The sequence below is a fragment of the Paenibacillus lentimorbus NRRL B-30488 genome (assembly GCF_000411595.1).
Lineage (GTDB): Bacteria > Bacillota > Bacilli > Bacillales > Bacillaceae > Bacillus > Bacillus velezensis.
The window spans coordinates 79,456-105,625 of the sequence record NZ_ANAT01000006.1; the positions used below are offsets into that span (position 1 = coordinate 79,456).

Consider the following 26,170-nt stretch of genomic DNA (forward strand, 5'->3'; position numbering starts at 1 on the left):
CGGAAACAGGAGGATGTTAAGCTGATGAAAAAGTGCAGCGTATGTTTATTTGTTCTTGCTTTATTATTGAGCTGTTTACCTGGGGAATATGCGAATGCGGTAAGCACTCCAATTGCAAAACATGTTGGGAATTCAAATCCGCTTATCGACCATCATCTGGGCGCGGATCCGTTTGCGCTGACCTATAACGGAAGAGTCTACATCTATATGTCAAGCGATGACTATGAATATAATAGCGACGGAACGATTAAGGATAATTCATTTGCCAATTTGAATAAAATATCCGTCATATCTTCAGCGGATATGGTGAACTGGACAGATCACGGAGCGATTCCCGCAGCGGGTGCCAATGGGGTGAATGGCGGCCGGGGGATTGCCAAATGGGCAGGAGCATCATGGGCCCCGTCAGCCGCGGTGAAAAAGATCAACGGTAAGGATAAATTTTTCCTTTATTTCGCAAACGGCGGCGGGGGTATCGGGGTTCTCACCGCAGACAGCCCGACCGGCCCGTGGACAGATCCGATCGGAAAACCGCTGGTGACGCCAAGTACACCAGGAATGTCCGGTGTTGTATGGCTTTTTGATCCTGCAGTATTCGTAGATGATGACGGTACCGGTTACCTATATGCCGGCGGAGGCGTTCCGGGCGGTTCAAATCCAACGCAGGGACAATGGGCCAATCCTAAAACAGCAAGAGTCATGAAATTAGGGCCTGATATGACCAGTGTTGCCGGAAGTGCATCTGCGATTGATGCGCCTTTTATGTTTGAAGATTCGGGAATGCATAAGTATAACGGAAAATATTACTATTCCTATTGTATCAATTTCGGGGGCGCGCACCCGGCCGATAAACCTCCAGGTGAGATCGGCTACATGACCAGCTCAAGTCCTATGAATTCTTTTTCGTATAGAGGGCACTTTCTGAAAAATCCGGGAGCATTTTTCGGAGGCGGCGGAAACAATCACCATGCTGTTTTCAATTTTAAAAACGAGTGGTATGTGGTGTATCATACTCAAACTGTCAGCTCCGCTCTTTACGGGGCCGGCAAAGGATACCGTTCTCCCCATATAAATAAGCTTGTGCATAATCCTGATGGCTCCCTGCAAGAGGTAGCGGCAAATTTTGCAGGTGTCAAACAGCTATCCAACTTGAATCCATATCACCGGGTAGAAGCGGAAACGTTTGCCTGGAACGGACGGATTTTGACCGAGAATTCCTCTGCACCCGGCGGGCCGGTCAATAATCAACATGTCACAAACATTCATAACGGAGACTGGATTGCTGTTGGAAATGCAGACTTCGGGTCAGGCGGTGCCAGGACGTTTAAAGCAAATGTAGCGTCCGCTCTTGGCGGAAGAATAGAAGTGCGACTAGACAGCGCAAACGGTAAGCTTGTCGGAACCTTGAATGTCCCTTCCACAGGCGGAACGCAATCCTGGAGAGAAATAGAAACTGCGGTAAGCGGCGCATCCGGTGTTCACAACGTATTCTTTGTATTTACCGGAACTGGTACAGGAAACTTGTTTAATGTTGATTACTGGCAGTTTACACAAAGATAAGCAAAGGTACGTTTTCTAAGTCCATAAAAGACAAATGAAGGAGAGGAAAAAAATGATGTCGAGCGTAAAAAAACCAATTTGTGTGTTATTGGTATGTTTCACAATGCTGTCCGTCATATTCATAGGACCGGGAGTTACTGAAGTTTCAGCAGCGAGTGATGCAACAGTTAATATATCTGCAGATAGACAAGTGATTCGCGGTTTTGGAGGAATGAACCACCCGGCTTGGATTGGAGATTTGACTGCGCCTCAACGGGAGACCGCTTTTGGCAATGGACAGAATCAGTTAGGTTTTTCGGTCTTAAGAATTCATGTAGATGAAAATAGAAACAATTGGTACAAGGAAGTGGAGACTGCAAAGAGTGCGATCAAACATGGAGCAATCGTTTTTGCTTCCCCTTGGAATCCGCCAAACGATATGGTTGAGACTTTCAATCATAATGGTGACACATCAGCTAAGCGGCTGAGATACGATAAGTACGCCGCATACGCGCAGCATCTTAACGATTTCGTTAATTTCATGAAGAGTAATGGTGTGAATCTGTATGCGATTTCTATGCAGAACGAGCCTGATTACGCTCACGAATGGACATGGTGGACGCCCCAAGAAATCCTGCGTTTCATGAGAGAGAATGCCGGTTCCATTAATGCCCGTGTGATTGCGCCGGAATCATTTCAATACCTGAAAAATATATCGGACCCCATTTTGAACGATCCGCAGGCGCTTAGGAATATGGATATCCTCGGAACCCACCTGTACGGCACTCAGGTCAGTCAGTTTCCTTATCCTCTTTTCAAACAAAAAGGAGCGGGGAAGGACCTTTGGATGACGGAAGTATACTATCCGAACAGTGATAACAACTCGGCGGATCGATGGCCTGAGGCTTTAGGTGTTTCAGAGCATATTCATCATTCAATGGTAGAGGGAGATTTTCAAGCTTATGTGTGGTGGTACATCCGCAGATCATACGGCCCGATGAAAGAAGATGGGATGATCAGCAAACGCGGATACAATATGGCTCATTTCTCAAAATTTGTGCGCCCTGGCTATGTAAGGATTGATGCAACGAAAAATCCTGAACCGAATGTTTACGTGTCAGCCTATAAAGGAGACAATAAAGTCGTGATTGTTGCCATTAATAAGAATAACACAGGGGTCAACCAAAACTTCGTGTTGCAGAATGGGTCTGCTTCGCAAGTATCCAGATGGATCACGAGCAGCAGCAGCAATCTTCAACCTGGAACGGATCTCAAAGTAACGGATAATCATTTTTGGGCCCATCTGCCGGCTCAAAGCGTGACAACATTTGTTGTAAAGCGTTAGAGACATCAGCATCGCAATAAGCCAATTTTCTTACTCGAAAAAGAAAATTGGCTTATTTTCTGTGGGAGAGAAGTGTTGGTTTTTTAACGATACACGGACATTGGGTATAATAATGACAATGACTTCAAGGAGTGATCAATATATGTCACGGCTTCACAGCAAAGTATTAATCATAGACGATGAAAAAGAAATTTTGGAACTGATCAAAACCGTATTAATAAGAGAAGGCATTGATCGCGTAGTGACCGCTTCAACTGCCCGTGACGGATTGGCTCAATTTCATCAAGAAAATCCCGATCTTGTGATATTGGATATCATGCTGCCAGACGGTGAAGGCTATGATATCTGCAAGCAAATAAGGGACATTTCACACATTCCTATTATCTTTTTGTCTGCAAAGGGGGAGGAAACGGATAAAATTGTAGGACTTGCCATCGGCGGGGACGACTACATTACAAAACCTTTCAGCCCTAAAGAAGTCGCATACCGGGTCAAAGCGCAGCTGAGACGGGTCTCTTACTTACAGCCTTCTCAAACCGGAACCGTGATAAAAAAGGGGCCATTTGAATTAAACCAACAACAAGCCGAGCTCACCAAAAATGAAGCGGCTATTGAGCTAACACCTAAAGAGCTTATGCTTATGACCTATTTTCTGCAGCATCCCAATCGGGTGATCAGTAAAGAAACACTCTATCAAGCTGTATGGGGAGAAGACTTTTTCGGTTCTGACAATACGGTGATGGTTCATATACGCAGGCTCCGTGAGAAAATAGAAACTGTCCCATCAAAACCAGACTTTCTCGTCACTGTGAAAGGGTTAGGCTACAAATTTGTTGTAAAGGATGCGTAAGGATGAATTGGCGATTAACAGGCAGATACATGGTATCTGTCATCATAGTGACCATCATTACAGTCTTCATTAATTTATTTATTTTTATGTTTTGGCTCGTGTTCCAGGCGAACACCCAACATGACGAAGAAAGTACACCGGAAACTTTCACAAGATCATTCGGACAATATGTCACGTTATCGAACAATGGTATTACAGTAAACAAAGAGGGCCAAAAAGCTTTAAAAGAGCAGAATGCATGGATTCAAATATTAGATGAAAACGGACAGGATGTTTATCATGATAGAGAACCTAAAGGACTAAAGAAAAAATATACACCTATTGAAATTGTAAATTTACATAAATATAAGGATGAACAATTATTGTCAACCATTTACGCCGGCGGAAAAAAAGTAAACGGCAAGGAGTACAGTTACTTTATAGGGCTTAAAAATCCCTCTCTCGGAAAATTTGTCCTCTCATATGATACCAAGGAATTTGTGACGAAGTTCAATGCAGGAACCATCATATTATTATCAATAGATGCATTAATCGCGTTACTCATTGGCTATCTATTCAGCCGGCAGCTCACAAAACCGCTCGGCCGTGTCATTCAAGGAATCCAGCGGTTAGCTAATGGAGATTATACGATCAAAATGAAATCCAAAGGCATTTATAAAGATGTGTTCTATAATGTCAATCACTTATCGGAACAACTATCTTTAAGCAAAAAAGAAAAAGATAAATTAGAGCAAATGCGTGAAGAGTGGATCAGTCATATTTCTCATGACATTAAAACACCATTAGCATCTATTCAAGGCTATGCAGAAATCATCAAAGATCCGAATTATCATCTCACAGTCGAGCAGATCAGAGAGTACGCCCGGATCATTGAGAGTAAATCGCTCTATATGAAAGATGTGATGGAAGATTTAAATTTAACGACAAGGCTGAAAAACAACGATGTGATGTTAAATAAAGAACGGGTAAACCTTGTATCGCTTCTGCGGGAAACGTTAATTGATATTTTAAACGATTCCAGATATGCGGATAAGTCCATTGAGCTTCAAACGAACCTGGAAAAGCTGATGCTGGACCTTGATGCGATATTGATTCGGAGAGCGGTCACGAATCTCATTTTAAATGCCCTCGTTCACAATGATCCCGATGTGAAGATCGTTGTACAGCTTGAACAAAAAGAACGAACTCATGTGACAATTAAGGACAACGGCAAAGGGATAGAAGAAGAGGAGCTGGAAAAAGTGTTTGATCGCTATTACAGGGGGACAAATACAGGAACGACGCATGCAGGCTCTGGTCTTGGAATGGCCATAGCAAAGGATATTATCCAAAAGCACGGAGGGGACATCACCATTCACAGCACCGCGGGAGAAGGGACAACGATAGATATACAATTATCATAATAGCTATACAAAAAACGGTTCTGCTGATTAATAACAGAACCGTTTTTTCCTATTATTCCGAAAACACTTTGATTCCTTTGACAATGTTCCAAATGAAAAAATAGATCGCCACAAGGAATGTAACAGCATAAGTCGCAAGCAGGAAAGGCCCGGCATGTCTGATATCATTCATACCGAGTAGACCTGAAGCGATGATGCCAATTCCAAAAATCAAATAAGGAATCAGATGCGTCCATAAAGATTTTTTCGCATGATCTTTCACATCGTCCTGGCTTAAGAAATAGACGATAATCGGAAACAGAAACGGTGCAAAAAATATACTGAAGTAACATAATGAAGACAAAATTTTATTTTCTCTCAAACCTTTTCACCTCTATGATTTATTAAAGGGAGAATTCTTCTGGCTGAATCCCACACTGAAGTACAATCTTATTGTACAACTCCAACCTTAACCCGTATTAATCCGAACCTTACATCAACCTTAAATTAACAAGGACGGGCAAGGGCTCGCTTTTTACAGCAATCATAAGATTCAATGCCATATTGAGACTCATCACATTTAGCGCGTCTACGTTGGAAATACATTTAATTTTTCGATTCGATTGAAAAATAACGTGTAAAGTCCCGATTCAGTCCAGTTTTCTTTGTTCTATATGTGTCAGGTGTGTCTTATTCAATAGAGATAGAGCAAATTGACAGGCTTTTACACCTCCCAAAAACAAGAAATTAGGTTGATAGACAATCATGAGAAAGATTTTTACAATGAGTTCGAGCTCATAAGAAGTGAAGAGCCAAAATGATGCGAAGGAGGAAAAGATCAGATATGAAACGGTCAATTTCTATTTTTATTACGTGTTTATTGATTACGGTATTGACAATGGGCGGCTTGCCGGCTTCGCCGGCATCTGCAGCAGGGACAAAAACGCCAGCAGCCAAGAATGGTCAGCTTAGCATAAAAGGAACACAGCTCGTAAACCGAGACGGCAAAGCGGTACAATTGAAAGGGATCAGTTCACATGGACTGCAATGGTATGGCGATTTTGTCAATAAAGACAGCTTAAAATGGCTGAGAGACGATTGGGGCATAACCGTTTTCCGCGCGGCGATGTATACGGCAGACGGCGGTTATATTGATAATCCGTCCGTGAAAAATAAAGTAAAAGAAGCGGTTGAAGCGGCAAAAGAACTTGGGATATATGTCATCATTGACTGGCATATCTTAAATGACGGCAACCCAAACCAACATAAAGAGAAGGCAAAAGAATTTTTTAAGGAAATGTCAAGTCTTTACGGAAACACGCCAAACGTCATTTATGAAATTGCAAACGAACCAAACGGTGATGTGAACTGGAAGCGTGATATTAAACCGTATGCGGAAGAAGTGATTTCCGTTATCCGCAAAAATGATCCAGACAACATCATCATTGTCGGAACAAGTACATGGAGCCAAGATGTGAATGATGCAGCCGATGACCAGCTAAAAGATGCAAACGTCATGTACGCGCTTCATTTTTATGCCGGCACACACGGCCAATCTTTACGGGATAAAGCAAACTATGCACTCAGCAAAGGAGCGCCTATTTTCGTGACGGAATGGGGAACAAGCGACGCGTCTGGAAATGGCGGTGTATTCCTTGACCAGTCGCGGGAATGGCTGAATTATCTCGACAGCAAAAACATCAGCTGGGTGAACTGGAATCTTTCTGATAAGCAGGAATCATCTTCGGCTTTAAAGCCGGGAGCATCTAAAACAGGCGGCTGGCCGCTGTCAGATTTAACTGCTTCAGGAACATTCGTAAGAGAAAACATTCACGACAGCAAAGATTCAACGAAGGACGCCCCTGAAACGCCAGCACAAGATAACCCCGCACAGGAAAAAGGCATTTCCGTACAATACAAAGCAGGGGATGGGAGTGTGAACAGCAACCAAATCCGCCCGCAGCTTCACATAAAAAATAACGGCAATGCGACGGTTGATTTAAAACATGTCACTGCCCGTTACTGGTATAACGCGAAAAACAAAGGCCAAAACTATGACTGTGACTACGCGCAAATTGGATGCGGCAATCTGATCCACAAATTTGCGGCGCTGCATAAACCTAAGCAAGGTGCAGATACCTATCTGGAACTGGGGTTTAAAACAGGAACGCTGTCACCGGGAGCAAGCACAGGGAATATTCAGCTTCGTCTTCACCATGATGACTGGAGTAATTATGCACAAAGCGGCGATTATTCCTTTTTTCAATCAAATACGTTTAAAACAACGAAAAAATTACATTATATCATCAAGGAAAACTGATTTGGGGAACAGAACCCCATTAGTTAAGCTTTAGGCGGACATCAGCAACGATGTCCGCTTTTATCATCTTAAACAGCAATACATGGAGGTTTACGTGAAGGAGTAGATAATGATTCACTGAACATATAATGTAATCGTTTCACAGTTTTGAAAAGCGTTTATCGCGCAATGTATGTATTTCACATCCGCCACTTTTATTACTTAAGGGGGAACAAGAGAATGAAAAGGTATGACGCATTTCCAGAGCCAATTGGCGGCTATACTGTCGGCCGCACCCAAATGGATTTTGAGCACACGGCATCAGATCATACAAAAAGAGAACTGACGGCGTTTGTGTACTATCCGTCCGACAGCAGCGAAGGGAAGACTACATCAACGTACATGTTTCCTGAAGTCTGCGAAATGCTTGATGAGCAGCCGCTTCTCACTGCGTTGAAGGATGCTTACTCTATAGATATCAAGACCCAATGTTACGACGACCTTGCTCTCTCCGGGAAAGAAAAGCGTTATCCGGTGTTATTCTATGTTTGCGGCGGAGGCGGTTCTCCAGAATGGGGCACAGTGATCTGTACAGACTTGGCAAGCATGGGATATGTGGCGGTAAGCATCGGCCATCAGAATAGCACGATGTATAAGCGTAAAGATGGGCGCCTGTTTAATGTATCAAAGGATTTTTCTGATGCCATTTTGGCGTTTTCTGAAGATCCGGAGATGCTGGCGTTGTCTGGTAAGATGGAGATGCGTCCTGACGATGAAACTGCCATTAAGATGTGCCATAACGTGTTTACACTGCCGATTCTTGGCAAGTTAACAAAGTATTGTGAATTACAGGCGGAAGATGTAAGGTATGCAGCCGATTATCTTGTCAAACTGGACTCTGGAGAGCTGAATTCCATCTTTAAGGACAGATTGTGGCTTGACATCGGCATGGGCATAGTCGGACATTCTTATGGCGGGGCTACGACGGCGATTGTTTGCCGGGACGACGACCAGTTCGCCTGCGGGATTGGCTTGGATAGCGGAGCGTTCGGCCTTCAGGGCAGCGACCTTAAGAAACCCTTTTTGCTGCTGTTTTCTGAACCGAACTATAACATGAATGCGATCATTGGGGCTAACAATAGCATGGATACCTATTATTTCTCTGTTGATCGTGCTGCGCATTTAGATTACTGCGACATCGTGTTTACCAGTGTGAATGAGGAACTTAGAGGCGAACGGGATGCCACGGAGATGCGAAATCTTGTTACAGACTATACGAAGTTACAGACTATACGAAGAACTTTTTTGATCATTACATCCTGCAGAAAGCTGCAAGTGTGGAAAGTCTGGCATACGATGGCGTGGACTTGATCAAGAAGACCAGCAACAAGTGACATAACCGATGAAAATACTCAAACTGAAAAACCTTTATGACCAATTTAATTTATTAAGGACGTAGAGGTTTTTTAATATTACCTTACAATAAGGGGATGCTGTTAGAATATGTGTGTAACGACACAATTATATGGTCAAAAAACCCTAAATTATAGGGTTTTTTAATTTTTGGTAACAGAATTCTGTCACTAAAAATGACATAATTATATTACCATGATGTGCGATTGACAGAATTATATGTCCATGATAAACGATAATGTCACATTACTTAAAATTTGACTTGCACGATCGATTTTATTGCAATATAACATGTCAAGGAGAGATATTTAATAACTAAAGAAAAACAGTATATATAAGGTAACTCCTAGAGATAAATAACTTGTTTTTAAACGATTAAGCGTTAAAAAACAAAACCAAATCTTAATTTAGTCGTGTTCTATTAGTATCACAATTGGGAGTAGGCTTAGAATTTTATTAGTTTTATTTAGTAAGCCTTATACCATACTTAGATTTTCAGCAAAGTTGCCTCTTAATCTTCTGGCGATTAATATTCCTGCAGGTGGAACTTTTGGTCAAAACATTTGTTATGTTTATAATCCATAAATTCTTAGTACTCTCACCCCTAACCCCACATTTAAGAACCCAAGTTTTTTACTCATTTTTTCAGTGATTAAATCTACTACTAATGATTTTTCTCTTTTTATACAAATTTTCAACAAATTTATTGTCTATACTTCTGATATCAAAAAAAGGAGTGAGCAAAATGACTTGGTTACAGATTTTACTTTTTCTTGCATGTCCTTTGATGATGCTGTTTTGTATGAAGGGTATGTTTAGTGGCCATAAAGATAAGAATACAAAAACGGATCAACAGCTAACTTCGCCTAAGGAATTACAAACTCTTCAAAAGAAAATGGCTGAATTGATCGAACAAAATCACAAGCTTACGAAGGAAAAAGAATCTTTAAAAGATAAGAGCCCTGAAGCAATCAGAAGAAATGTCAAAGAACTAAAGAGAATCCATGTAAAGAAGACCATACATCCTAAATGATGGGCGATCTTCTTGCAATAATTGTAGTGATTATTTCCAATAAGTTTGGTGCCTATTTCTAAAAGAATTTGAAAGGAGTTGGTGATAATGATGAACGGAATGATGAATGGTGCTTCTATGATGGGAATGTGTATGATGATGTTCCTTAGTTTCTTGCTTTTAATCCTGATCACTGCTGTAGCCGTTTATGTGGTTGTTCGTTTCTTAATGAGAAATAGCAGAGTAACAGACCGTCCGCTAATGTTATTAAAAGAGAGTTATGCCAAGGGTGAAATAAGTGAAGGACAGTATGAACAAAGACGGAAAGTATTAACCAAAAAGTAAATAAATACTCTCTTATTCAAGGCATTTCCCATAGCAATTCGTTAACAGTAGCATTCGAATTATTCGAATGCTACTGTTTTTCGTAAAGTGTACCTTAATCACGGTATAACTAAATTTTATTTTTCCCTTCAAAAATCCTACAAATTTTCTTGTTAACATATTACAAGAGCGAAGTGAAAGGAGGTACATCATGAGAGTTGTTTTGTTTGAAATAGGAAACTTTCCCATACGGTCTTATGGGCTTGTTATAGTGCTTGCCATTTTACTTGGAATGGGTGTTACCTATTACTTATCAAAAGAAACGAAATATCAAAAACATGTGATTGATATAACGCTTTATTCCATCATTGGTGCTATCATTGGTGCTCGAATATGGCATGTATTCTTTTTCCAATGGGGATATTACAGTCAGCACTTAGACCAGATTTTCTCTATATGGAACGGAGGCATTTCAATACAAGGGGCCCTTGTAGGTGGTTTTTTTACAGTAGCCATTTATTCTTGGCGTAAGAAGTTAAACTTTTGGGAATTAGCCGATGTTTTTGCCCCGGGAATTATCTTTGGACAGGCGATAGGCAGAATCGCCTGTCTGTTAAATGGAGACGCATTTGGCTCTCCTACAGGATCGAATTTTGGTTTAGTTTATCCTAAAGGAACAGTGGCTTATGACACATACGGTTCACTACCACTCTGGCCAGCAGAAGTATGGGAAAGTCAATGGGATTTCATTGTGTTTGGTCTCATATTAATTTTTAAAAATAGAACATGGCCGAAAGGATTTCTTTTCTTAGTTTATAACATTCTTTATGCACTAGGTCGTTTTATGTTGGAATTCTTACGGGGAGACTCGGCTCGATATTTATTTGATTTTACTGCAGGTCAATGGACGAGCCTCGTTGTCATTCCTCTCTCCATTATATTAATGGGGGTGCTCTACAGAAAATCATGTAGTCAAACAAATAAATAAAGAGTTTGTACGCAGAATAGACCAAGTGACGCAGAACCCTCTTGGTCTATTTTGGAAAACTATAGCATTAAAAGTGATAAAGAATGGGCTGGGATTGCTCAAAGAAAGTTTAAGGTAAATCACCAGCAGACACTCGATCATGTTGAGGATTATACACTGGATCGGGGGTTTTATAAAATGGGTGAAAAAAATGGGCGGAAAAATTTCCAAAAAACCTTTACATACCATAGGGGGGTATAGTATATTGATTGTGGAGGTGATAAAATGTCTGAAATCGCCAATGAAAATTGTCACTTTACTGAAGAAAGAAAAAGCCATCATTCCGATATAGTGAAAAAAATTTGGTTAGTCGTTTGAATCGAATCGAAGGTCAAATACGAGGAATAAAAGGGTTAATCGAGAAAGATACTTATTGTGATGATGTTATTACCCAAATTGCAGCTTCACAGTCGGCTTTAAATAGTGTAGCCAAAATTCTTCTGGAAGGGCATTTAAAATCTTGTGTAATGGAACGGATTAACGAGGGAGATACAGAAGTATTAGATGAATTTCTTTTAACAATAGAAAAATTAATGAAAAATAAATGGGAGTGTTTATTTGATGGATAAAATCACTTTGAATGTTAAAGGAATGTCTTGTGGTCATTGTGTTAATTCTATTGAAAGAAGCGTAGGTGAATTACAAGGTATTAAATCAGTAAAAGTCCATTTAGAAGCAGGAAATGTAGACGTAGAATTTAACCCTTCTGAAGTATCCTTAAGTGAGATCAAAAAAACTATTGATGATCAAGGATATGAGGTTGAATAGTAAAAATGGATAACGTGCTTTAAAATGCACGTTATCTTTATCAATGAAATATACCCCCATCCGGTATAAGCGAGGTGCTTCAATATGAACAAAGAAATAAAAGAAACAAATTTTCAAATTACAGGAATGACATGTGCGGCTTGCGCCACAAGAATTGAAAAAGGCATCAAAAAAATAAATGGGGTAAAAGAAGCTAATGTTAATTTGGCGCTGGAAAAGTCCAGTATAAAATATGATCCTGAAGTGGTAACAGAACAGGAGTTTCAAAAGAAAATTCAAGATTTAGGCTATGATGTTGTAAAGGAAAAAGTGGAATTTGATATTACGGGAATGACCTGTGCAGCTTGTGCAAGTAAAATTGAAAAAAATTAAACAAATTAGATGGAGTTGATAAAGCAACTGTTAACTTTGCATTAGAAACAGTTCTTGTAGAATATAATCCAGAACAGGCCTCCGTTCCTGAAATAAAAGAGGCTATAAAAAAGCTAGGATATACTCTCGAACATAAAAAGAAAATACTGAGCAACAAATTGACCATCGACAAAAAGAAATAGAAAAGCAACAAGGAAAGTTTATTTTCTCTCTTATCTTGTCATTTCCATTATTGTGGGCGATGGTGAGTCACTTTGAATTTACACGCGCTATTTGGCTGCCAGATATGCTTATGAATCCTTGGGTTCAATTTGCTCTTGCAACTCCAGTGCAATTTATTGTCGGTAAACAGTTTTATGTAGGGGCTTTTAAAGCATTAAGAAATAAGAGTGCAAATATGGATGTGCTTGTGTCACTTGGTACATCAGCTGCCTATTTCTATAGTCTATATTTAAGTCTAATGTCAATTGGATCCGGCGCACATATGATTGAACTCTATTATGAAACAAGCGCAGTTCTTATTACACTAATTCTATTAGGCAAACTATTTGAAGCAAAAGCGAAAGGACGCTCTTCTGAAGCAATTAAGAAGCTAATGGGATTACAGGCTAAAAATGCAACAGTCGTTCGTGATGGTAAAGAGATAATGATCCCAATTGAAGAAGTTTTAGAAGGAGATATTGTTTATGTAAAACCAGGTGAGAAAATACCGGTTGATGGTGAGATTGTTGAAGGTCAGTCAGCTGTTGACGAATCGATGTTAACAGGTGAAAGTATTCCAATTGATAAAAATGTGGGAGATACTGTTATTGGCTCGACCATTAATAAGAATGGTTTCCTGAAAATTAAAGCAACAAAAGTCGGTAAAGATACAGCCTTGGCTCAAATTATTAAGGTAGTGGAAGAAGCTCAAGGTTCAAAAGCACCAATCCAACGTTTAGCCGATGTAATTTCAGGAATATTTGTTCCGATCGTTGTCGGAATTGCAGTGGTTACTTTCCTTATATGGTATTTTGTTGTAAGTCCCGGCGAATTTGCAGAAGCTCTTGAGAAATTTATTGCTGTATTGGTTATTGCTTGCCCTTGTGCACTTGGTCTTGCTACCCCAACTTCGATTATGGCTGGTTCAGGCCGTGCAGCCGAATTTGGGATTTTATTTAAAGGTGGAGAGCATCTGGAGACCACTCATCGCTTAGATACGATTATTCTTGATAAAACAGGTACGGTTACAAATGGGAAACCATCTTTAACCGACATTATTTTAGCAGAAGGTATTGAAGAAAGTGAATTTCTTACCCTTGTTGGTACGGCGGAGAAAAACTCAGAACATCCACTTGCCGAAGCGATTGTTGAAGGTATAAGGGAAATGGGAATTGAGCTAGGATCATCTGAAACATTTGAAGCCGTTCCGGGATTCGGAATCCAATCAACGGTGAATGGAAAACAATTATTCATTGGTACACGCAGACTAATGGCTAAACATAATATCATCATACAAGACGAGTTAGCCAAAATGGAGAGCTTAGAAAAGCAAGGTAAAACAGCCATGTTAGTCGCTATCGAGGGTCGTTATGCAGGAATTGTTGCTGTAGCAGATACAATCAAGGAAACATCCAAAGAAGCCATTTCCCGTTTGTACAGCATGGGCTTAGACGTAGTGATGATTACAGGCGATAATACCCAAACGGCACAAGCGATTGCGGATCAGGTTGGAATTAAGAAAGTTATTGCAGAGGTCTTACCGGAAGGCAAGGCTGAAGAAGTGAAAAAGCTTCAGCAGTCCGGTAAAAAAGTGGCGATGGTAGGGGACGGCATTAATGACGCTCCGGCGCTTGCGACAGCTGATATTGGGATGGCAATTGGCACAGGAACCGACGTGGCAATGGAAGCTGCTGATCTTACCCTTATCAGAGGTGATTTAACTAGTATAGCAGACGCAATTTTTATGAGTAAGAAAACGATAACAAACATTAAGCAAAACCTTTTCTGGGCACTTGCCTACAACTGTATAGGAATTCCTATTGCAGCTGCAGGTTTCTTAGCTCCTTGGTTAGCCGGGGCAGCGATGGCTTTTAGCTCCGTGTCGGTAGTTCTCAACGCTTTACGACTACAGAGAATTAAGTTAAAGGCTTAGAAAGGATGGGGACTTATGAAACGAGGTATATTGATTTGGGCAGTCTCAGCTATAGTATATCTAGGGTTAGTCATCGCAGGTTACAGTCTATATGCTACGGTAAATCCAAAAACCAATGAACAAACAAAGCATGCTGATCATGATCAGGAGAAAATGGATAATCAAGAGGGGCATCAAGCGCATGAGGACCATAGCACAAACAAAGCCAGCGATGTTACGCCAAAGGTATCTTATGCGAATGGAGAAATTACAATTGAGTTAAAAGATAAAAATAAACATGTGCCGGAACTGGAAGTCTCACATGAAAAACAAATGCATTTAATTGTTGTTAGCTCAGACTTAAAAAAATATTATCATCTTCACCCGGAGAAAAAGAACAATGGGCTATATTCACTGAAGCACAATTTACCAGATAATGCTTATAAAATATTCGTTGATATTAAACCAAAGGGATTAAATTATACAGTAAACCCTATTAAGCTAAACGTCGGAAAAATTCATCAGAAACACAATAGAAACGATCTTGATATGGATTTGGAATTAACGAAGACAATTAATGGTCAAACTGTTGAATTAATCAGTCAATCATTTGAAGCAAATAAAGAGATTACCTTAAATTTTAATGTGAAAGATGCTAAACCCGATCCATATTTAGGAGCTTTAGGTCATGTTGTAATCTTAGATGAAGATGGGGAGAAATACATCCATGTTCACCCCGTAGCAGATGATAAGACCGTATTTAAAACTCAATTTAATAAGCCAAGTGTATATAAGATTTGGGCTGAATTTAAGTTTGGAGAGCGAGTCAATGTCTATCCATTTGTTATAGAAGTTAAAGAATAATTGTGTCATTTCACATAAAAATCTTAACATAAATGTGAAAGGTGATTGTTATGACAAATGTTCAACTTGAGCTTTATACAAGACCTACCTGTTCAGATTGTCAGGCAGCAAAAGAATTTCTATCCAAAAATAATGTACCTTATATTGAGTATGATTTAACGAGACAGCCTTCTAAAGAAGAAGATTTATTCAGAATTACTGGCACAAGAATTGTTCCAACATTTGTGTTTAAAAACAAATCCTTTTTGGGATTGGTCAGAAAAACAAAAGCTTTGATTGGGTTTGAACAGAATATAGATGAAATAAAAAAATATTATATATAGATAATTAACATTGAAATATCAGTTGGAGTAAGTTTTCAACTATCAATAATACCTTACCGGGGTAAAGTAATTAAAATGAATAGTAGGGAGTGGGGATGTTTGGATCAAACAGAAAAAATTGTGAAACTCGCTGTCAACGGTGGGATATCCTTCGGTGCTAAACTAAATGCCAAACAATTATCTGCAATTGTAGAGTACATGAATGATAGTGATGAACTGGAGTTGACTACATTCCAACAACTTTATATTGAGGTGCCTGAAAGTAAAGTGGAATTAGTAAAAGAAAAATTTAAGGAAGTAGGATTGTATTGTTATCCGGTTGGAAATGTTGTGAAAAGTCTGCGTACCTGTAATTTTTGCAAAGGAGAAGAAGAGGAAGGAATGCCGGTGGCAAAAGAGTTAAATCGCCGAATAGCCGGAAAACCAGTACCATTTACCTTAAAGGTATCTTATACAGGTTGCCCGATCGGCTGTGGTGAACCAAGGGTAAGTGACATAGGCATTATGAAAATAAGAGATCATTACAATTTATATGTTGGTGGAAAAGCAAAAGGGAAAGACGCTGAGGTTGGTTCCTTGCTGTTTGAGAATCTTACACCAGAAGAAGTGTACGAAAAAGTAGAAAAATAATCACCGTATATTCACAAAAGGGTAAAAACGAGAGACATTCTATAAATTTTTCAAACGAATAGGCAAAGGTCAATTAATAAGCTAATTCGTTGTTGTGCTTAAGTAATGAAGACAAAAGGATGTAATACTAACCAACTTTCCAAACCAACAATGCGCAAGATACATCAAAATTTATTCCTGGGCATTTACCTATAACCTTGTCTTAATTCCTAGTGCTGCATTTGGACTCTTGAATCCGATACTCGCCAGTGGAACAATGGCATTTAGGTTTGGTATCGGTTGTAATGAATGCCCATTCTTTTCTTAAAGATTATGAAATATTTTACGGATTAAATCACCATAGGCATTGGGTTCCTTAAGCTAAGTTAATGTGAACCAAGTAAGACAAAAAATGAAGGCAGCCGATCTATACGATAGACCACTGCCTTTTTGATGATTTTTTAACTAGCCATTTTTCTGCATAATTCTGCACATTTAAAGCAAACTTCGGCGCATTCTTGACAGTGTGCTGCGTTATGTTTTTTACATTCATTTCCGCATGCTTCACAAATAGACGCACATAACTGACAAATTTCTGGAGCAAATGGGCTATTACTAGCCATCGCTTTTGCGGCAAAACCACAGATGTCCGCACATTCACGGTCCAATCGAATACAGTCGGCCATCATTTTTACGTTCTCTTCTTTTAAACAGGCATCATAACAATGGTTACAGATCTGCATACAATGTAAACATTCTTGAATACATTCTTGATATTTTTCGTGCATTTTAATAAGCCCCTTTCATTTTAATAATTATTAATTATAGTTCCCGTAAGTAAGATGTTTAAACGTTTCAGTTGAGAATTCATCATGGGGTATAATAAAAGTAACAAGTACCAAGATTAATTAAGTTGCCGATCAATGTTTTTTTCATTAGGATAGGAGTATTTTAAATAGTAAATGCGCAAAATATTTTATAAATACAGCAAGACAAGAGATCTTTTATAAAATTGATGATCATCTCCACAATTTCTGCACATTTTCGTAATATGATGTTGTTAATTACAAACGCCTAAGGAGGATTATATTTACATGAAAAAACGCAAGAAAAGTCTAGTGATTGTATCATTATTCGCATCTCTTTCCTTAATACTAGGAGCTTGTGCAAACGCAAATAATGATAATGCTAATCAGAAAAAAGAAAACAATGAAGAAATGCAAGGTATGGATCATAGTGAAATGGACATGAGTGGAGAAGTTCCTAAAGGCATGAAAGAAGCAACTAATCCAACCTATAAAGTAGGAAGCAAAGCAATTATAAATGCAAATCATATGAAAGGAATGAATGGGGCCAAAGCTACAATCGTAGGGGCTTATGATACCACTGTGTATGCTGTTTCGTACACACCAACAACTGGTGGTAATAGAGTCGAAAACCATAAATGGGTTGTTCAAGAAGACATAAAGGATGCTGGTGATAAATCTTTCAAACCGGGATCAGAAGTGACCTTGGAGGCAAATCATATGGAGGGTATGAAAGGAGCAACCGCTAAGATTGATACTGCTGAAAAAACAACGGTATATATGGTTGACTATAAGCCGACAACTGGCGGAAAAGAAGTAAAAAATCATAAGTGGGTAACAGAAAGTGAACTTTCAGCTGCTGAGTAAGGTTTGGACAGATCACAGGATTTTCATTTTGAAAAGAGCTTATTCCTTTAAAGGATAAGCTCTTTTCAATAGATCAGCTTACAAGTGGAAGCATTTATATTTTATTATTTACATGATCAAATACAGAAATATTATATGCGAAATCCAAATTTAGCTGATTTTTGTGTTTAGGAGGGAGTACATGAGGAAGAAAGTTTTAATTGTTGACGACGAATGGAAAATGAGGAACCTGCTCAAAATTTATTTGGAAGACTACGATATTATAGAAGCAAGTGAAGGAGAAGAAGCAATTAAGAAAGTCAAAACATCTTCTTTTGATTTAATTATTCTCGATATTATGATGCCTGGAATTGATGGATGGAAAGCATGTAAAGAAATCCGACAAGTTAGTTCTACACCAATCTTGATGCTGACGGCTAGAAGTGAATTAAAGGATAAAGTTCATGGACTGGAAATTGGCGCAGACGATTATTTAATCAAACCCTTTGAATCGGAGGAGCTTGTCGCTCGAGTAAATGCTTTAATAAGAAGAGCTGTATTAAATAAAGAAGAGAGTGATGATGGAAATATCATAAAATATGGAGATGGTTATCTTCAGATTGATCAAGGAGCTCATTCAGTCTCCATAGAAGGGAAGGTTTTGGACTTGACTCCAAAGGAATACAAATTACTCCATACATTGGTGCTCAATCCTAAAAGAGTATTTACTCGAGAAGTACTTCTGGATATATTATGGGGATATGATGATTTCAGGGACACAAGAACGATTGATACACATATAAAAAACATTCGATTGAAGATTAGAGACATTGGTTCGGACTATAATCCAATCCAAACGGTGTGGGGAATAGGTTATAAATTTAAAGATGTGGACCAATCAATATGAATATTAATAGCATTACCTTTAAACTCGGTGGAATAATCATTGTTTTATTTTTGGCAGTTTTTTTCCATTAGTTTTTACGATTGATCAACTCTTTACATCTTTTTATAAAAATCAAAAGCAAGAAGAGCTCAATCATTTTGCGACTAAATATTCGGCATCTATTTCAGATGTGGATGATAAAGCTGCTTATCACATGTTTAAGATGTCATCAGAATTAATTAACGCAGATCTTTTCGTTTTTAATATGAAGGGAAAAATAATAAAGAGCACTGGCATCTTAGGATTTCAAGAAGGTACTCAAGTATCAGATAATATCTTTCAGCCAATTTCTAAAAAACAGACAGTTGGAATCGAATATTCCGAAAAAGGAGGAGATCAAAAATTTCTCCTGTCAGGTAAGCCAATCATAATTGGAAATGAAGTCAAAGGTGGACTTGTGGTTGTATCAAATATGGACAATGTGAACACCTCTATAGCTAAAGTTCGTATTTGGCTTTTGGTTTCTGTAATTGGATCTTTATTTATAGCAATTGGATTTACATTTTTCATTTCCAAAAAACTTTCCTCCCCTCTGTTGAAGATGGAGCGTGCTACACGTGAAATAGCCAAAGGGAAACTCAAAACAAAGCTCGTAGTACCTACAAAAGATGAAGTAGGAAGTTTGGCTGCAGCTATCATGGATTTAGAAAGAGAGCTTGAGGATTATAGGAACAATCGAAGAGAGTTTTTTGCAAACATTTCTCATGAATTGCGCACACCAATATCATACATTAAGGGGTATTCAAAGGTTGTAAAAGATGAGCTTTATGACAGTGAGGAAGAAAAAAACAATATTTGATGATTATCTATGATGAATCCACACGTTTAGCAGAGCTTATTAACGATTTATTCGAACTGGCAAAAATGGAAGAAGGCAAGTTAGATTTAGATTTTGAATGGGTAGACATTTCAGAGGTTTTAATAAGCTCTGTTAAAAAGGTTGACCTAAAAGCAAAAGAAAAAGGAATTAATATTCATTTGAGTACCAAAACTGGAAATCCATTTTTATTTTCAGACGGAAGGAGGTTGGAACAAATATTCATAAATTTAATCGAAAACGCTATCCGATACAGTAATCAAGATACAAAAATTGATATATATATTGCACCTCAAAAACGTGACATTCAAATTTTTATAATAGACTCGGGCATAGGGATTCCGAAAGATGATTTGCCTTTTATTTTTGAACGTTTTTATCGGGTTGAAAAATCAAGATCGAGATCTACAGGAGGCACAGGTTTAGGACTGGCGATCGTGAAAAATTTGGTCGAATTATTAGGAGGCCGAATCGAAATAAATAGTGTTGAGAATATTGGTACAACTTTCAAGTTATGCTTTCCAATCGGCCAAAAAGTGAGTGAAGAAAAGGAATGAAAAAACTGACCAGCATCATCATACCCTTGTTTTTATTCTAGTCGGTATTGGATGCCTTACACTATCAAGTACAGTATTTAACACAAATGGTTTCCATCAAGACATGATGAAATCGTTTTTTGGGATATGCATATTTATGTTTGTACCAATGATCTTCGCCATCATATATTTGATTTTAATTAAAAAAAGATAGCAGCATCCCCAAAAATGAAGAAAGTACAGCTCCGTTGATGGTCTCAGTTGGGGGCGGTCTTTTCATTCGAGCAAAAACAAAACCGCCCGTAAAACGGGCGGTAACTTAAATTCATTATACTACGTTACTCTGGTTTATTATTTGCTTCAGAGCTAGGTGTGAAGCTTGGTTTAAAAACCTTCATATTTCACTTCAGATACCATACCTGCCGATGCATGATGCAAATCATGACAATGGAACATCCAATTTCCAGGATTGCCTGCTTTAAATGCAACTACATATTCTTCACCAGGTTTTAAATTAATAGAATCTTTAATAATTGGTGAACCTTGAACTGGTTTACCGTTTTTACTTAACACTTGAAAGAAGTGGCCATGTAAATGCATGGGATGATCATCACTTTTTGAGTTATTGACCATTTTGACTTTGACTAAATCTCCTTTTTTCACGTTAAGATTTTCTGTATCAGGGAATGTTTTCCCATTAATCGTATACTTTAATTCATTTCCTTTAGAAACCGTGTTCAGGTCCATCGTATATTCTAGATCATATGATTGACCCAGTGTAAACTCTTCTTTTTCTTTTTGCCGTAAGAAGTGAAATCGATGACTGGTAAAGTTTCTTTTTCATTTGGTTGATCGACGACTTTCCCAGAGAAGCCTTTATATTGAATGAGTGCCTTCATTCCTTTTGTACCTTTCATTTCTCCATGACATTCAATGTACCATTTACCAGGGTTATTTGCTGTAAACACAATATCATAGCGTTCACCAGGAGCAATAGATAACAATTTATCTTTAATAACTTCTGGATTATTAATTTCTTGGCCATCTGTACTGATCACTTTAAAATCATGGCCATGCAAGTGCATTTTGTGCGACATAAATCCCGCATTAATCAATCGAAGTCTTACTTTATCTCCTTTTTTCACTGTCAAAGATGAAATATCTTTACCGCTTTTCCCATTAATGGTGAAAATATCGTACATACTCATATCATGTTCCATACCTGTAGAATTATCTGAGCCTTCACTCTCATCAGAATCCATGTTCATTTCGCCATGGTCCATACCACTCATCTGATTAGATTGAGAACCCATATCCATACCTTTCATGTCCATAGAACCATCGGAACTCATCCATTCATCTAATACGAGAGTGAGGTCTTTATTATATTTCTCATCATTTTTTTCTCAACGATAAGTGATCCATAAAGCCCTTTGTCTACCTGATCTGCACTATTTTGATGACTGTGGTACCAATAGGTGCCCGGTACAGTGGCTTTAAATTCATAAGTGAAGCTTTTACCTGGTTGAACAGCATTCATAGTTACTCCAGGTATACCATCCATATTATTAGGTACCGGTAAACCATGCCAATGTATAGTTACAGGTTCAGGCAATTCATTTTTCAGTTTAATTTTCACATTTTCTCCCTCTTTTACCCGTATTTCAGGGCCAGGAACAGAACCGTTAAATGTCCAAGCAGTCACTTTTTTCTTGTTGGTTAACGTATGCTTTCTTTCTTGGGCAGTTAACGTAAATTCATTTTTATTTATTTTCTCTGTGTTTGATGTCGGTCTTATATTTACTTCTTTGTCTTCTGCCGGTTTTTCCTCTTTATTTTCCGTATTCATATTACTATGATCCATTTCGCTTTCACTCTTTAAGTTGGAGCATGCACCTAAGATGAATACAAATAAAGAAATGAAAAAAAATTGTATGAGTACCTTCTTCATTTTCCCACCTCCAAATTTTTTACAATCCTATCTTAGCGATATTTTTTGTAGAAATCATGAAGAAGAAGGAATTACTGATAAACAATTTTATAAAGTTAACACTCTATTTTTTAATTTCTAATCTTTCATAATATTGAGGAGTGAGAAAAATGAAGAATTTATTAATGATCACTATCATATTCTTTTCAATTATTATTTTTAAACAAATCATTTATACTGTTGAAGCATCCGAAATCAAAATATTAACCGATTTAAATGAAATAGGAAAGAAAAACGAGATTGATATAAACGACTGGAGTGTCTATACCAAAAAAACATTGAGAAATGTAAGTAAGGATATTGTTAAAAAACACATTCAAGAAGTTAAGTTAAAAGGAGACATCTTTTCGTGGGAAACAGAAAAAGATGAACATCATACTACAATTACAGGGACCTTCAAAAACAATAAACGAAATGAAAAGGTTTCGATATCGATTATTCCAAGTAAAGAAACTTATACAATGACATTTTCTCATCGCGTAGAGGGGAAAGGACAATTACTCTCAGATAAATCCAATGTAATAATTGTTCCATTTAAATATAATCAAAGCAATCAATACGTAACAGTAAAGGGGAAAATTAAAAAGCAATTAAACTTGAAAACTTAGAAAAAAGATTTTCCGCGATGCAGATGCTGGAGTAGTGGAAGGTTTAAAAGAGAGTAACTTTCGTTCTATATCTGGGTATACTAATAAATGGGGAACAGGTATTAAGGCAGCACATGGAAAGACGATGAATTTTCAATTAGGGCTTAGAGAAGCACGTGGAAATGGACTTATACAAGTGACGATGGGGGCTCCAATCATCACATTAGAATATTAAGTTAGTAAAAAACATCAGATTAAAAAAGAGGCTGATACAAAAGGTTATTTACCATTGTGTCTGCCTCTTTCTTCGAAAAACTATTGAATGTAAGGTGTTGGGTCAACTGCGTTAGTCTTTGCTGCGTTCCAAAGACCTTTATGAATTTCAAAGTGCAGATGTTGGCCTTGTGATTCCCCTGTATTTCCCATTGTTCCGATTCTCTGACCTTGCTCTACACGATCACCTGTCTGAACTTTTCTAGAAGACATATGAGCATATACAGTTTGATAGGTCTGTCCATTAATATTATGGGTGATAAAAATGACATTCCCATAGGAGGATGAATATCGAGAACTGTAAACAGTACCTGAAGCAGCAGCATAAATAGGAACATCTGACCCAGCCTGAGCAATATCTACCCCAAAATGTGTTGTTCCCCATCTAGCCCCAAAGTTAGATGTTAGTACTCCTGGCGCTGGCTTGATAAATCCTGAAGTATTTGAATCAGTAGATTTCTGAATTTTTTCCACAGTCTTCCGGGAAACAGACCCATTAGAAGAAGGTGTTGCGGTATTAGTTTGGGTTGTATTTTGTTGTGATTTATCCTCAGTTTTCTTTTCTTCCACAACTTGCTTATTTTCTTTTGGTTGTGGTTTTTTCTCGGTTTTCTTTTCTTCTGCTACTCTATTTGCTTCTTCCTCTTTTTGCTTTCTATAAGCTTCTTCTGCTTTAATGGCTTCATTCTGACTTTTTAAAATTTCTGCTTCGTTTTCAAGAGAACCGAGTTCATCAGCAGCTTCTTTTTGATCTTTTTTAACTTGCTTCAATAATTTACTTTTTTCTCCTTGCTGATTCTTTAATTTAGCGTTTAATGATTCAAGCGCTGCAAGGTCAGCATTTAAGTTATCTAGACTATTATTTATTTCTTTTTCTTTTTGTTCAACAAGTTCTAAATCTTTCTTATAGGCTTTAAGAATTTCTTTATCAGCATCTACAATAGTATTGATCGCAACAGCACGACTTATAAAGTCAGAAAAACTTTTAGCACCTAGGAGAACGTCTATGTAATTTACATTTCCTCCACTTTCCTGTAATGAACGAATCCGATCCTGTAGCAGTTTCTTTCTTATTTCGATTCGATTATTGATTTCTTTAATTTCCTTTTTAGTTTTTAATTTTGTTTTCGTTTGTTTAACTTCATTCTGTCTATTTGTAATTGAAGTATTGGTTGTTATAATCTGATTGTCGATTTTCTCTAACTCAGCAGTTAATTTTTCTTGATCTGAATCAAGTTGGGAACGATTTATTTTCTGACAACTTAGATTGATTTTCGGATAGTTTGTTACTAATATCTTTTTGCTTTTTATCCAAATCATCATAAGCTAATGCATGACTTTCGGAAAATGGAATGATTAGCCCCGAAGAAATTAAAAGGGATGCTAAACTAATTGATACATAATTGCGTTTCAAATGTACTTCCTCCTTGAAAAAAATGTTGAAAGGGACCCACTCTCAACATTTTTTTTCATTATACGTCATGAATCGACTTGAGGATGTTACATTTTTATTTCAAAATCAAACTATGTCGTAATCAATCGATTTATCTATGAACATAATAGAATTTTAAATCTATCTAAATAATTAGGGTCACAAGCAAGAGAGAAAGTGAACTTGATTCATTTGCAGATCTCAACAAATAATGACAGTATAGGGAAGACAAAAAATAAGCCTTGAATACACATTTGAAAGATGGTTCACCATTCATATACGTTATTATAAAAAAACTACACATCTTCTACATATTTATATATTTAAATGAATACGAAGGGACCCCTCTTTAATTTGAATGGCCATCTTCGTTTCTTGGAGAAGGCCATCTTTTTTACATATAATTAAAACTTAAACTTATAACCCACTTTATAGTTATATGGAAAGTTAATAGTTCAAGGGCGATGTGACTAACAAGAAGGGAAGGAGAAAAAACTGCATGAAAAACATTAAGTAGGGTTTGTATTGTTTATCAATTACCGCTAATACCCTTAGCACTAGCCTTACCTGAAGCTTGGCATCGTTAGCTTCAGCAGTAATCGTCCACAGACTATTGTGGAGTTGATAGGAGAATTATTCTATTAAGGCAACACCTATATTGAGACTAAATTAAAAGAAAGATGAATTAAGGATAGTAAAATGGCTATTCTTTGATTCATCTTTTAATTCTATACTTACATGATGATGGTGATGTACCTGTTCATACGTTGTAGATATAAAAGATTATGCGAAGTGTTGGGTTTTACCTTATGGACAAATGCTTCTTTTAAAACATATTGGAATTCTGCCATTGCTTGCTTTTGCTTTTATTAATGGTGTTCTTATTCGAAACTTAGCTTTTATCAACAAACCATATCCTTTGTAGCTGTTATGTTCGGCCTTTTATTCATGGTTAGCATATATTTCAGCAAAATGATGGCGATTTCATAGACAATTTTTATTTCTTCTTGAAATATAGACTGTATCGTAGGAGTTCATCAAAAAAGGAGTGTTAAAAACTTATGAAGAAAACTGTTCTTTTTGTAATCTCGGTATGTTTCATTATCTTAGGTGCTTGTTCCAATAATACTAACGGATTGAAGAATGACTCAGGTTCTCAGAAAGAAGTAGATCATGCTAATCATACTTCAGCAAGCTCGGGTGACATCAGAGAAGAAACAAGGTCAGTCGGTGTGTTACCTAAATTCTTAAATGACAAACCGGAAGATATGCAAAATCTGTATAAGGCTGCAGCGATGAATAAAGAATTGCTTGAAAACATCCCTTGTTACTGTGGATGTGGTGAGTCTGTCGGTCATAAAAGTAACTATGATTGTTTTGTTTACAAATATAAAAAAGATAACTCCATTGTCTGGGATGACCATGGAACCAATTGCAATGTTTGTTTAGAAATCGCAGCTAAATCGATTTCAAAATTTAAAGAAGGAAAATCATCGAATGAAGTTCGGAAGTTGATTGATGAAGAATATAAAGAGGGGTATGCTAAACCGACTCCTATCCCGCAGGTATAATCCGCTTAGTTTTTCACCAAGTACAATAATTTTAGAAGGAATTAAAGAGGTCTGACTAGAATTACCTTCATGGCTGAAAAAATAGAATGTCTGGGAAAGCACATTGTTCTATCTAAGTCAAAAGGA

General features: G+C 37.7%; 20 protein-coding genes and 6 pseudogenes. 22 read left to right on the plus strand and 4 right to left on the minus strand.

All coding sequences use genetic code 11. From position 1 onward, the window contains the following. Window positions 1-21 precede the first annotated feature (21 nt). The 4 genes from D368_RS03270 (at window position 22) to D368_RS03285 (ending at window position 5,137) form a co-directional block, all read left to right on the plus strand. Window positions 22-1,560: a glycoside hydrolase family 43 protein gene (locus tag D368_RS03270; protein ID WP_101563152.1), complete on the plus strand. Its 1,539-nt coding sequence runs from the start codon at window positions 22-24 to the stop codon at window positions 1,558-1,560. A gap of 52 nt (window positions 1,561-1,612) precedes the next feature. Next, the gene (xynC, locus tag D368_RS03275; protein ID WP_101563064.1) at window positions 1,613-2,884 is read left to right on the plus strand and encodes a glucuronoarabinoxylan endo-1,4-beta-xylanase XynC; all 1,272 of its coding nucleotides are present in this window, start codon (window positions 1,613-1,615) and stop codon (window positions 2,882-2,884) included. Between the two features lie 142 nt (window positions 2,885-3,026). After that, window positions 3,027-3,734, plus strand: coding sequence for a response regulator transcription factor (locus D368_RS03280; RefSeq protein WP_101563063.1), 708 nt, complete (start codon window positions 3,027-3,029; stop codon window positions 3,732-3,734). Window positions 3,735-3,736: 2 nt separating this feature from the next. Then, a complete protein-coding gene (locus tag D368_RS03285; RefSeq protein WP_101563062.1) occupies window positions 3,737-5,137 on the plus strand; it encodes a sensor histidine kinase in 1,401 nt (466 codons plus the stop codon). Window positions 5,138-5,189: 52 nt separating this feature from the next. Here D368_RS03285 and D368_RS03290 read toward each other — a convergent pair whose 3' ends face one another. Further along, entirely contained in the window at window positions 5,190-5,498 is a 309-nt protein-coding gene (locus tag D368_RS03290; RefSeq protein WP_031379072.1) for a magnetosome magnetite crystal formation protein family, read from the minus strand. A gap of 462 nt (window positions 5,499-5,960) precedes the next feature. Here D368_RS03290 and D368_RS03295 point away from each other — a divergent pair. From D368_RS03295 to D368_RS03345, 11 genes and pseudogenes are all read left to right on the plus strand, one after another. Beyond that, a pseudogene (locus tag D368_RS03295) lies at window positions 5,961-7,459 on the plus strand (cellulase family glycosylhydrolase). A 196-nt stretch (window positions 7,460-7,655) separates the two neighbouring features. Then, window positions 7,656-8,809, plus strand: a pseudogene (locus D368_RS03300) (alpha/beta hydrolase). Window positions 8,810-9,573: 764 nt separating this feature from the next. Then, window positions 9,574-9,861, plus strand: coding sequence for a DUF2933 domain-containing protein (locus D368_RS03305; protein WP_061576725.1), 288 nt, complete (start codon window positions 9,574-9,576; stop codon window positions 9,859-9,861). A gap of 87 nt (window positions 9,862-9,948) precedes the next feature. Further along, on the plus strand, window positions 9,949-10,185 hold the full coding sequence (locus D368_RS03310) for an SHOCT domain-containing protein (RefSeq protein WP_061576724.1): 237 nt from the start codon (window positions 9,949-9,951) through the stop codon (window positions 10,183-10,185). 190 nt (window positions 10,186-10,375) lie between these two features. Beyond that, on the plus strand, window positions 10,376-11,152 hold the full coding sequence (lgt, locus tag D368_RS03315; RefSeq protein ID WP_128574559.1) for a prolipoprotein diacylglyceryl transferase: 777 nt from the start codon (window positions 10,376-10,378) through the stop codon (window positions 11,150-11,152). A gap of 264 nt (window positions 11,153-11,416) precedes the next feature. Further along, a pseudogene (locus tag D368_RS03320) lies at window positions 11,417-11,760 on the plus strand (metal-sensitive transcriptional regulator). After that, window positions 11,753-11,959 carry a copper chaperone CopZ gene (gene copZ, locus D368_RS03325; protein ID WP_108029216.1) on the plus strand — a complete coding sequence of 69 codons (207 nt, stop codon included), beginning with the start codon at window positions 11,753-11,755 and terminating at the stop codon, window positions 11,957-11,959. The pseudogene D368_RS03320 and the gene copZ overlap by 8 nt, the downstream one beginning before the upstream one ends. Window positions 11,960-12,043: 84 nt before the next feature. Continuing rightward, window positions 12,044-14,465 (plus strand): annotated as a pseudogene (locus D368_RS03330) (heavy metal translocating P-type ATPase). Window positions 14,466-14,480: 15 nt separating this feature from the next. Continuing rightward, window positions 14,481-15,308 (plus strand): hypothetical protein, encoded by an 828-nt coding sequence (locus D368_RS03335; protein ID WP_108029218.1) that lies wholly within the window; start codon window positions 14,481-14,483, stop codon window positions 15,306-15,308. Between the two features lie 50 nt (window positions 15,309-15,358). After that, a complete protein-coding gene (locus D368_RS03340; protein WP_061576709.1) occupies window positions 15,359-15,631 on the plus strand; it encodes a glutaredoxin family protein in 273 nt (90 codons plus the stop codon). A 75-nt stretch (window positions 15,632-15,706) separates the two neighbouring features. After that, window positions 15,707-16,346: pseudogene (locus D368_RS03345) on the plus strand (nitrite reductase). Between the two features lie 355 nt (window positions 16,347-16,701). Here the strand turns inward: D368_RS03345 and D368_RS03355 are convergent. Further along, a complete protein-coding gene (locus D368_RS03355) occupies window positions 16,702-17,028 on the minus strand; it encodes a four-helix bundle copper-binding protein (protein WP_071579109.1) in 327 nt (108 codons plus the stop codon). 306 nt (window positions 17,029-17,334) lie between these two features. Here D368_RS03355 and D368_RS03360 point away from each other — a divergent pair, with 306 nt between their 5' ends. From D368_RS03360 to D368_RS03375, 4 genes are all read left to right on the plus strand, one after another. Further along, window positions 17,335-17,913 (plus strand): YdhK family protein, encoded by a 579-nt coding sequence (locus D368_RS03360; RefSeq protein WP_061576707.1) that lies wholly within the window; start codon window positions 17,335-17,337, stop codon window positions 17,911-17,913. A gap of 181 nt (window positions 17,914-18,094) precedes the next feature. Further along, window positions 18,095-18,799 carry a response regulator transcription factor gene (locus tag D368_RS03365; protein WP_061576706.1) on the plus strand — a complete coding sequence of 235 codons (705 nt, stop codon included), beginning with the start codon at window positions 18,095-18,097 and terminating at the stop codon, window positions 18,797-18,799. Window positions 18,800-18,968: 169 nt separating this feature from the next. Then, on the plus strand, window positions 18,969-19,637 hold the full coding sequence (locus tag D368_RS03370; RefSeq protein WP_128574560.1) for a histidine kinase dimerization/phospho-acceptor domain-containing protein: 669 nt from the start codon (window positions 18,969-18,971) through the stop codon (window positions 19,635-19,637). After that, window positions 19,637-20,212, plus strand: coding sequence for a sensor histidine kinase (locus tag D368_RS03375; RefSeq protein WP_486129225.1), 576 nt, complete (start codon window positions 19,637-19,639; stop codon window positions 20,210-20,212). The genes D368_RS03370 and D368_RS03375 overlap by 1 nt, the downstream gene beginning before the upstream one ends. A gap of 317 nt (window positions 20,213-20,529) precedes the next feature. Here D368_RS03375 and D368_RS03380 read toward each other — a convergent pair. Further along, a pseudogene (locus D368_RS03380) lies at window positions 20,530-22,142 on the minus strand (multicopper oxidase family protein). A gap of 149 nt (window positions 22,143-22,291) precedes the next feature. Between D368_RS03380 and D368_RS03385 the strand changes: the two are divergent. Both D368_RS03385 and D368_RS03390 read left to right on the plus strand, forming a co-directional pair. Beyond that, window positions 22,292-22,789: a hypothetical protein gene (locus D368_RS03385; protein WP_128574562.1), complete on the plus strand. Its 498-nt coding sequence runs from the start codon at window positions 22,292-22,294 to the stop codon at window positions 22,787-22,789. Between the two features lie 7 nt (window positions 22,790-22,796). After that, complete coding sequence (locus D368_RS03390; RefSeq protein ID WP_128574611.1) at window positions 22,797-23,003, plus strand: YwmB family TATA-box binding protein; 207 nt, start codon at window positions 22,797-22,799, stop codon at window positions 23,001-23,003. An 80-nt stretch (window positions 23,004-23,083) separates the two neighbouring features. Here D368_RS03390 and D368_RS03395 read toward each other — a convergent pair whose 3' ends face one another. Next, on the minus strand, window positions 23,084-24,361 hold the full coding sequence (locus D368_RS03395; protein WP_486129207.1) for a murein hydrolase activator EnvC family protein: 1,278 nt from the start codon (window positions 24,359-24,361) through the stop codon (window positions 23,084-23,086). A gap of 1,173 nt (window positions 24,362-25,534) precedes the next feature. On the opposite strand from D368_RS03395, the gene D368_RS03400 reads away from it, so the two are divergent. Then, the gene (locus D368_RS03400) at window positions 25,535-26,044 is read left to right on the plus strand and encodes a PCYCGC motif-containing (lipo)protein (protein WP_128574563.1); all 510 of its coding nucleotides are present in this window, start codon (window positions 25,535-25,537) and stop codon (window positions 26,042-26,044) included. The last annotated feature ends 126 nt before the right edge of the window (window positions 26,045-26,170 follow it).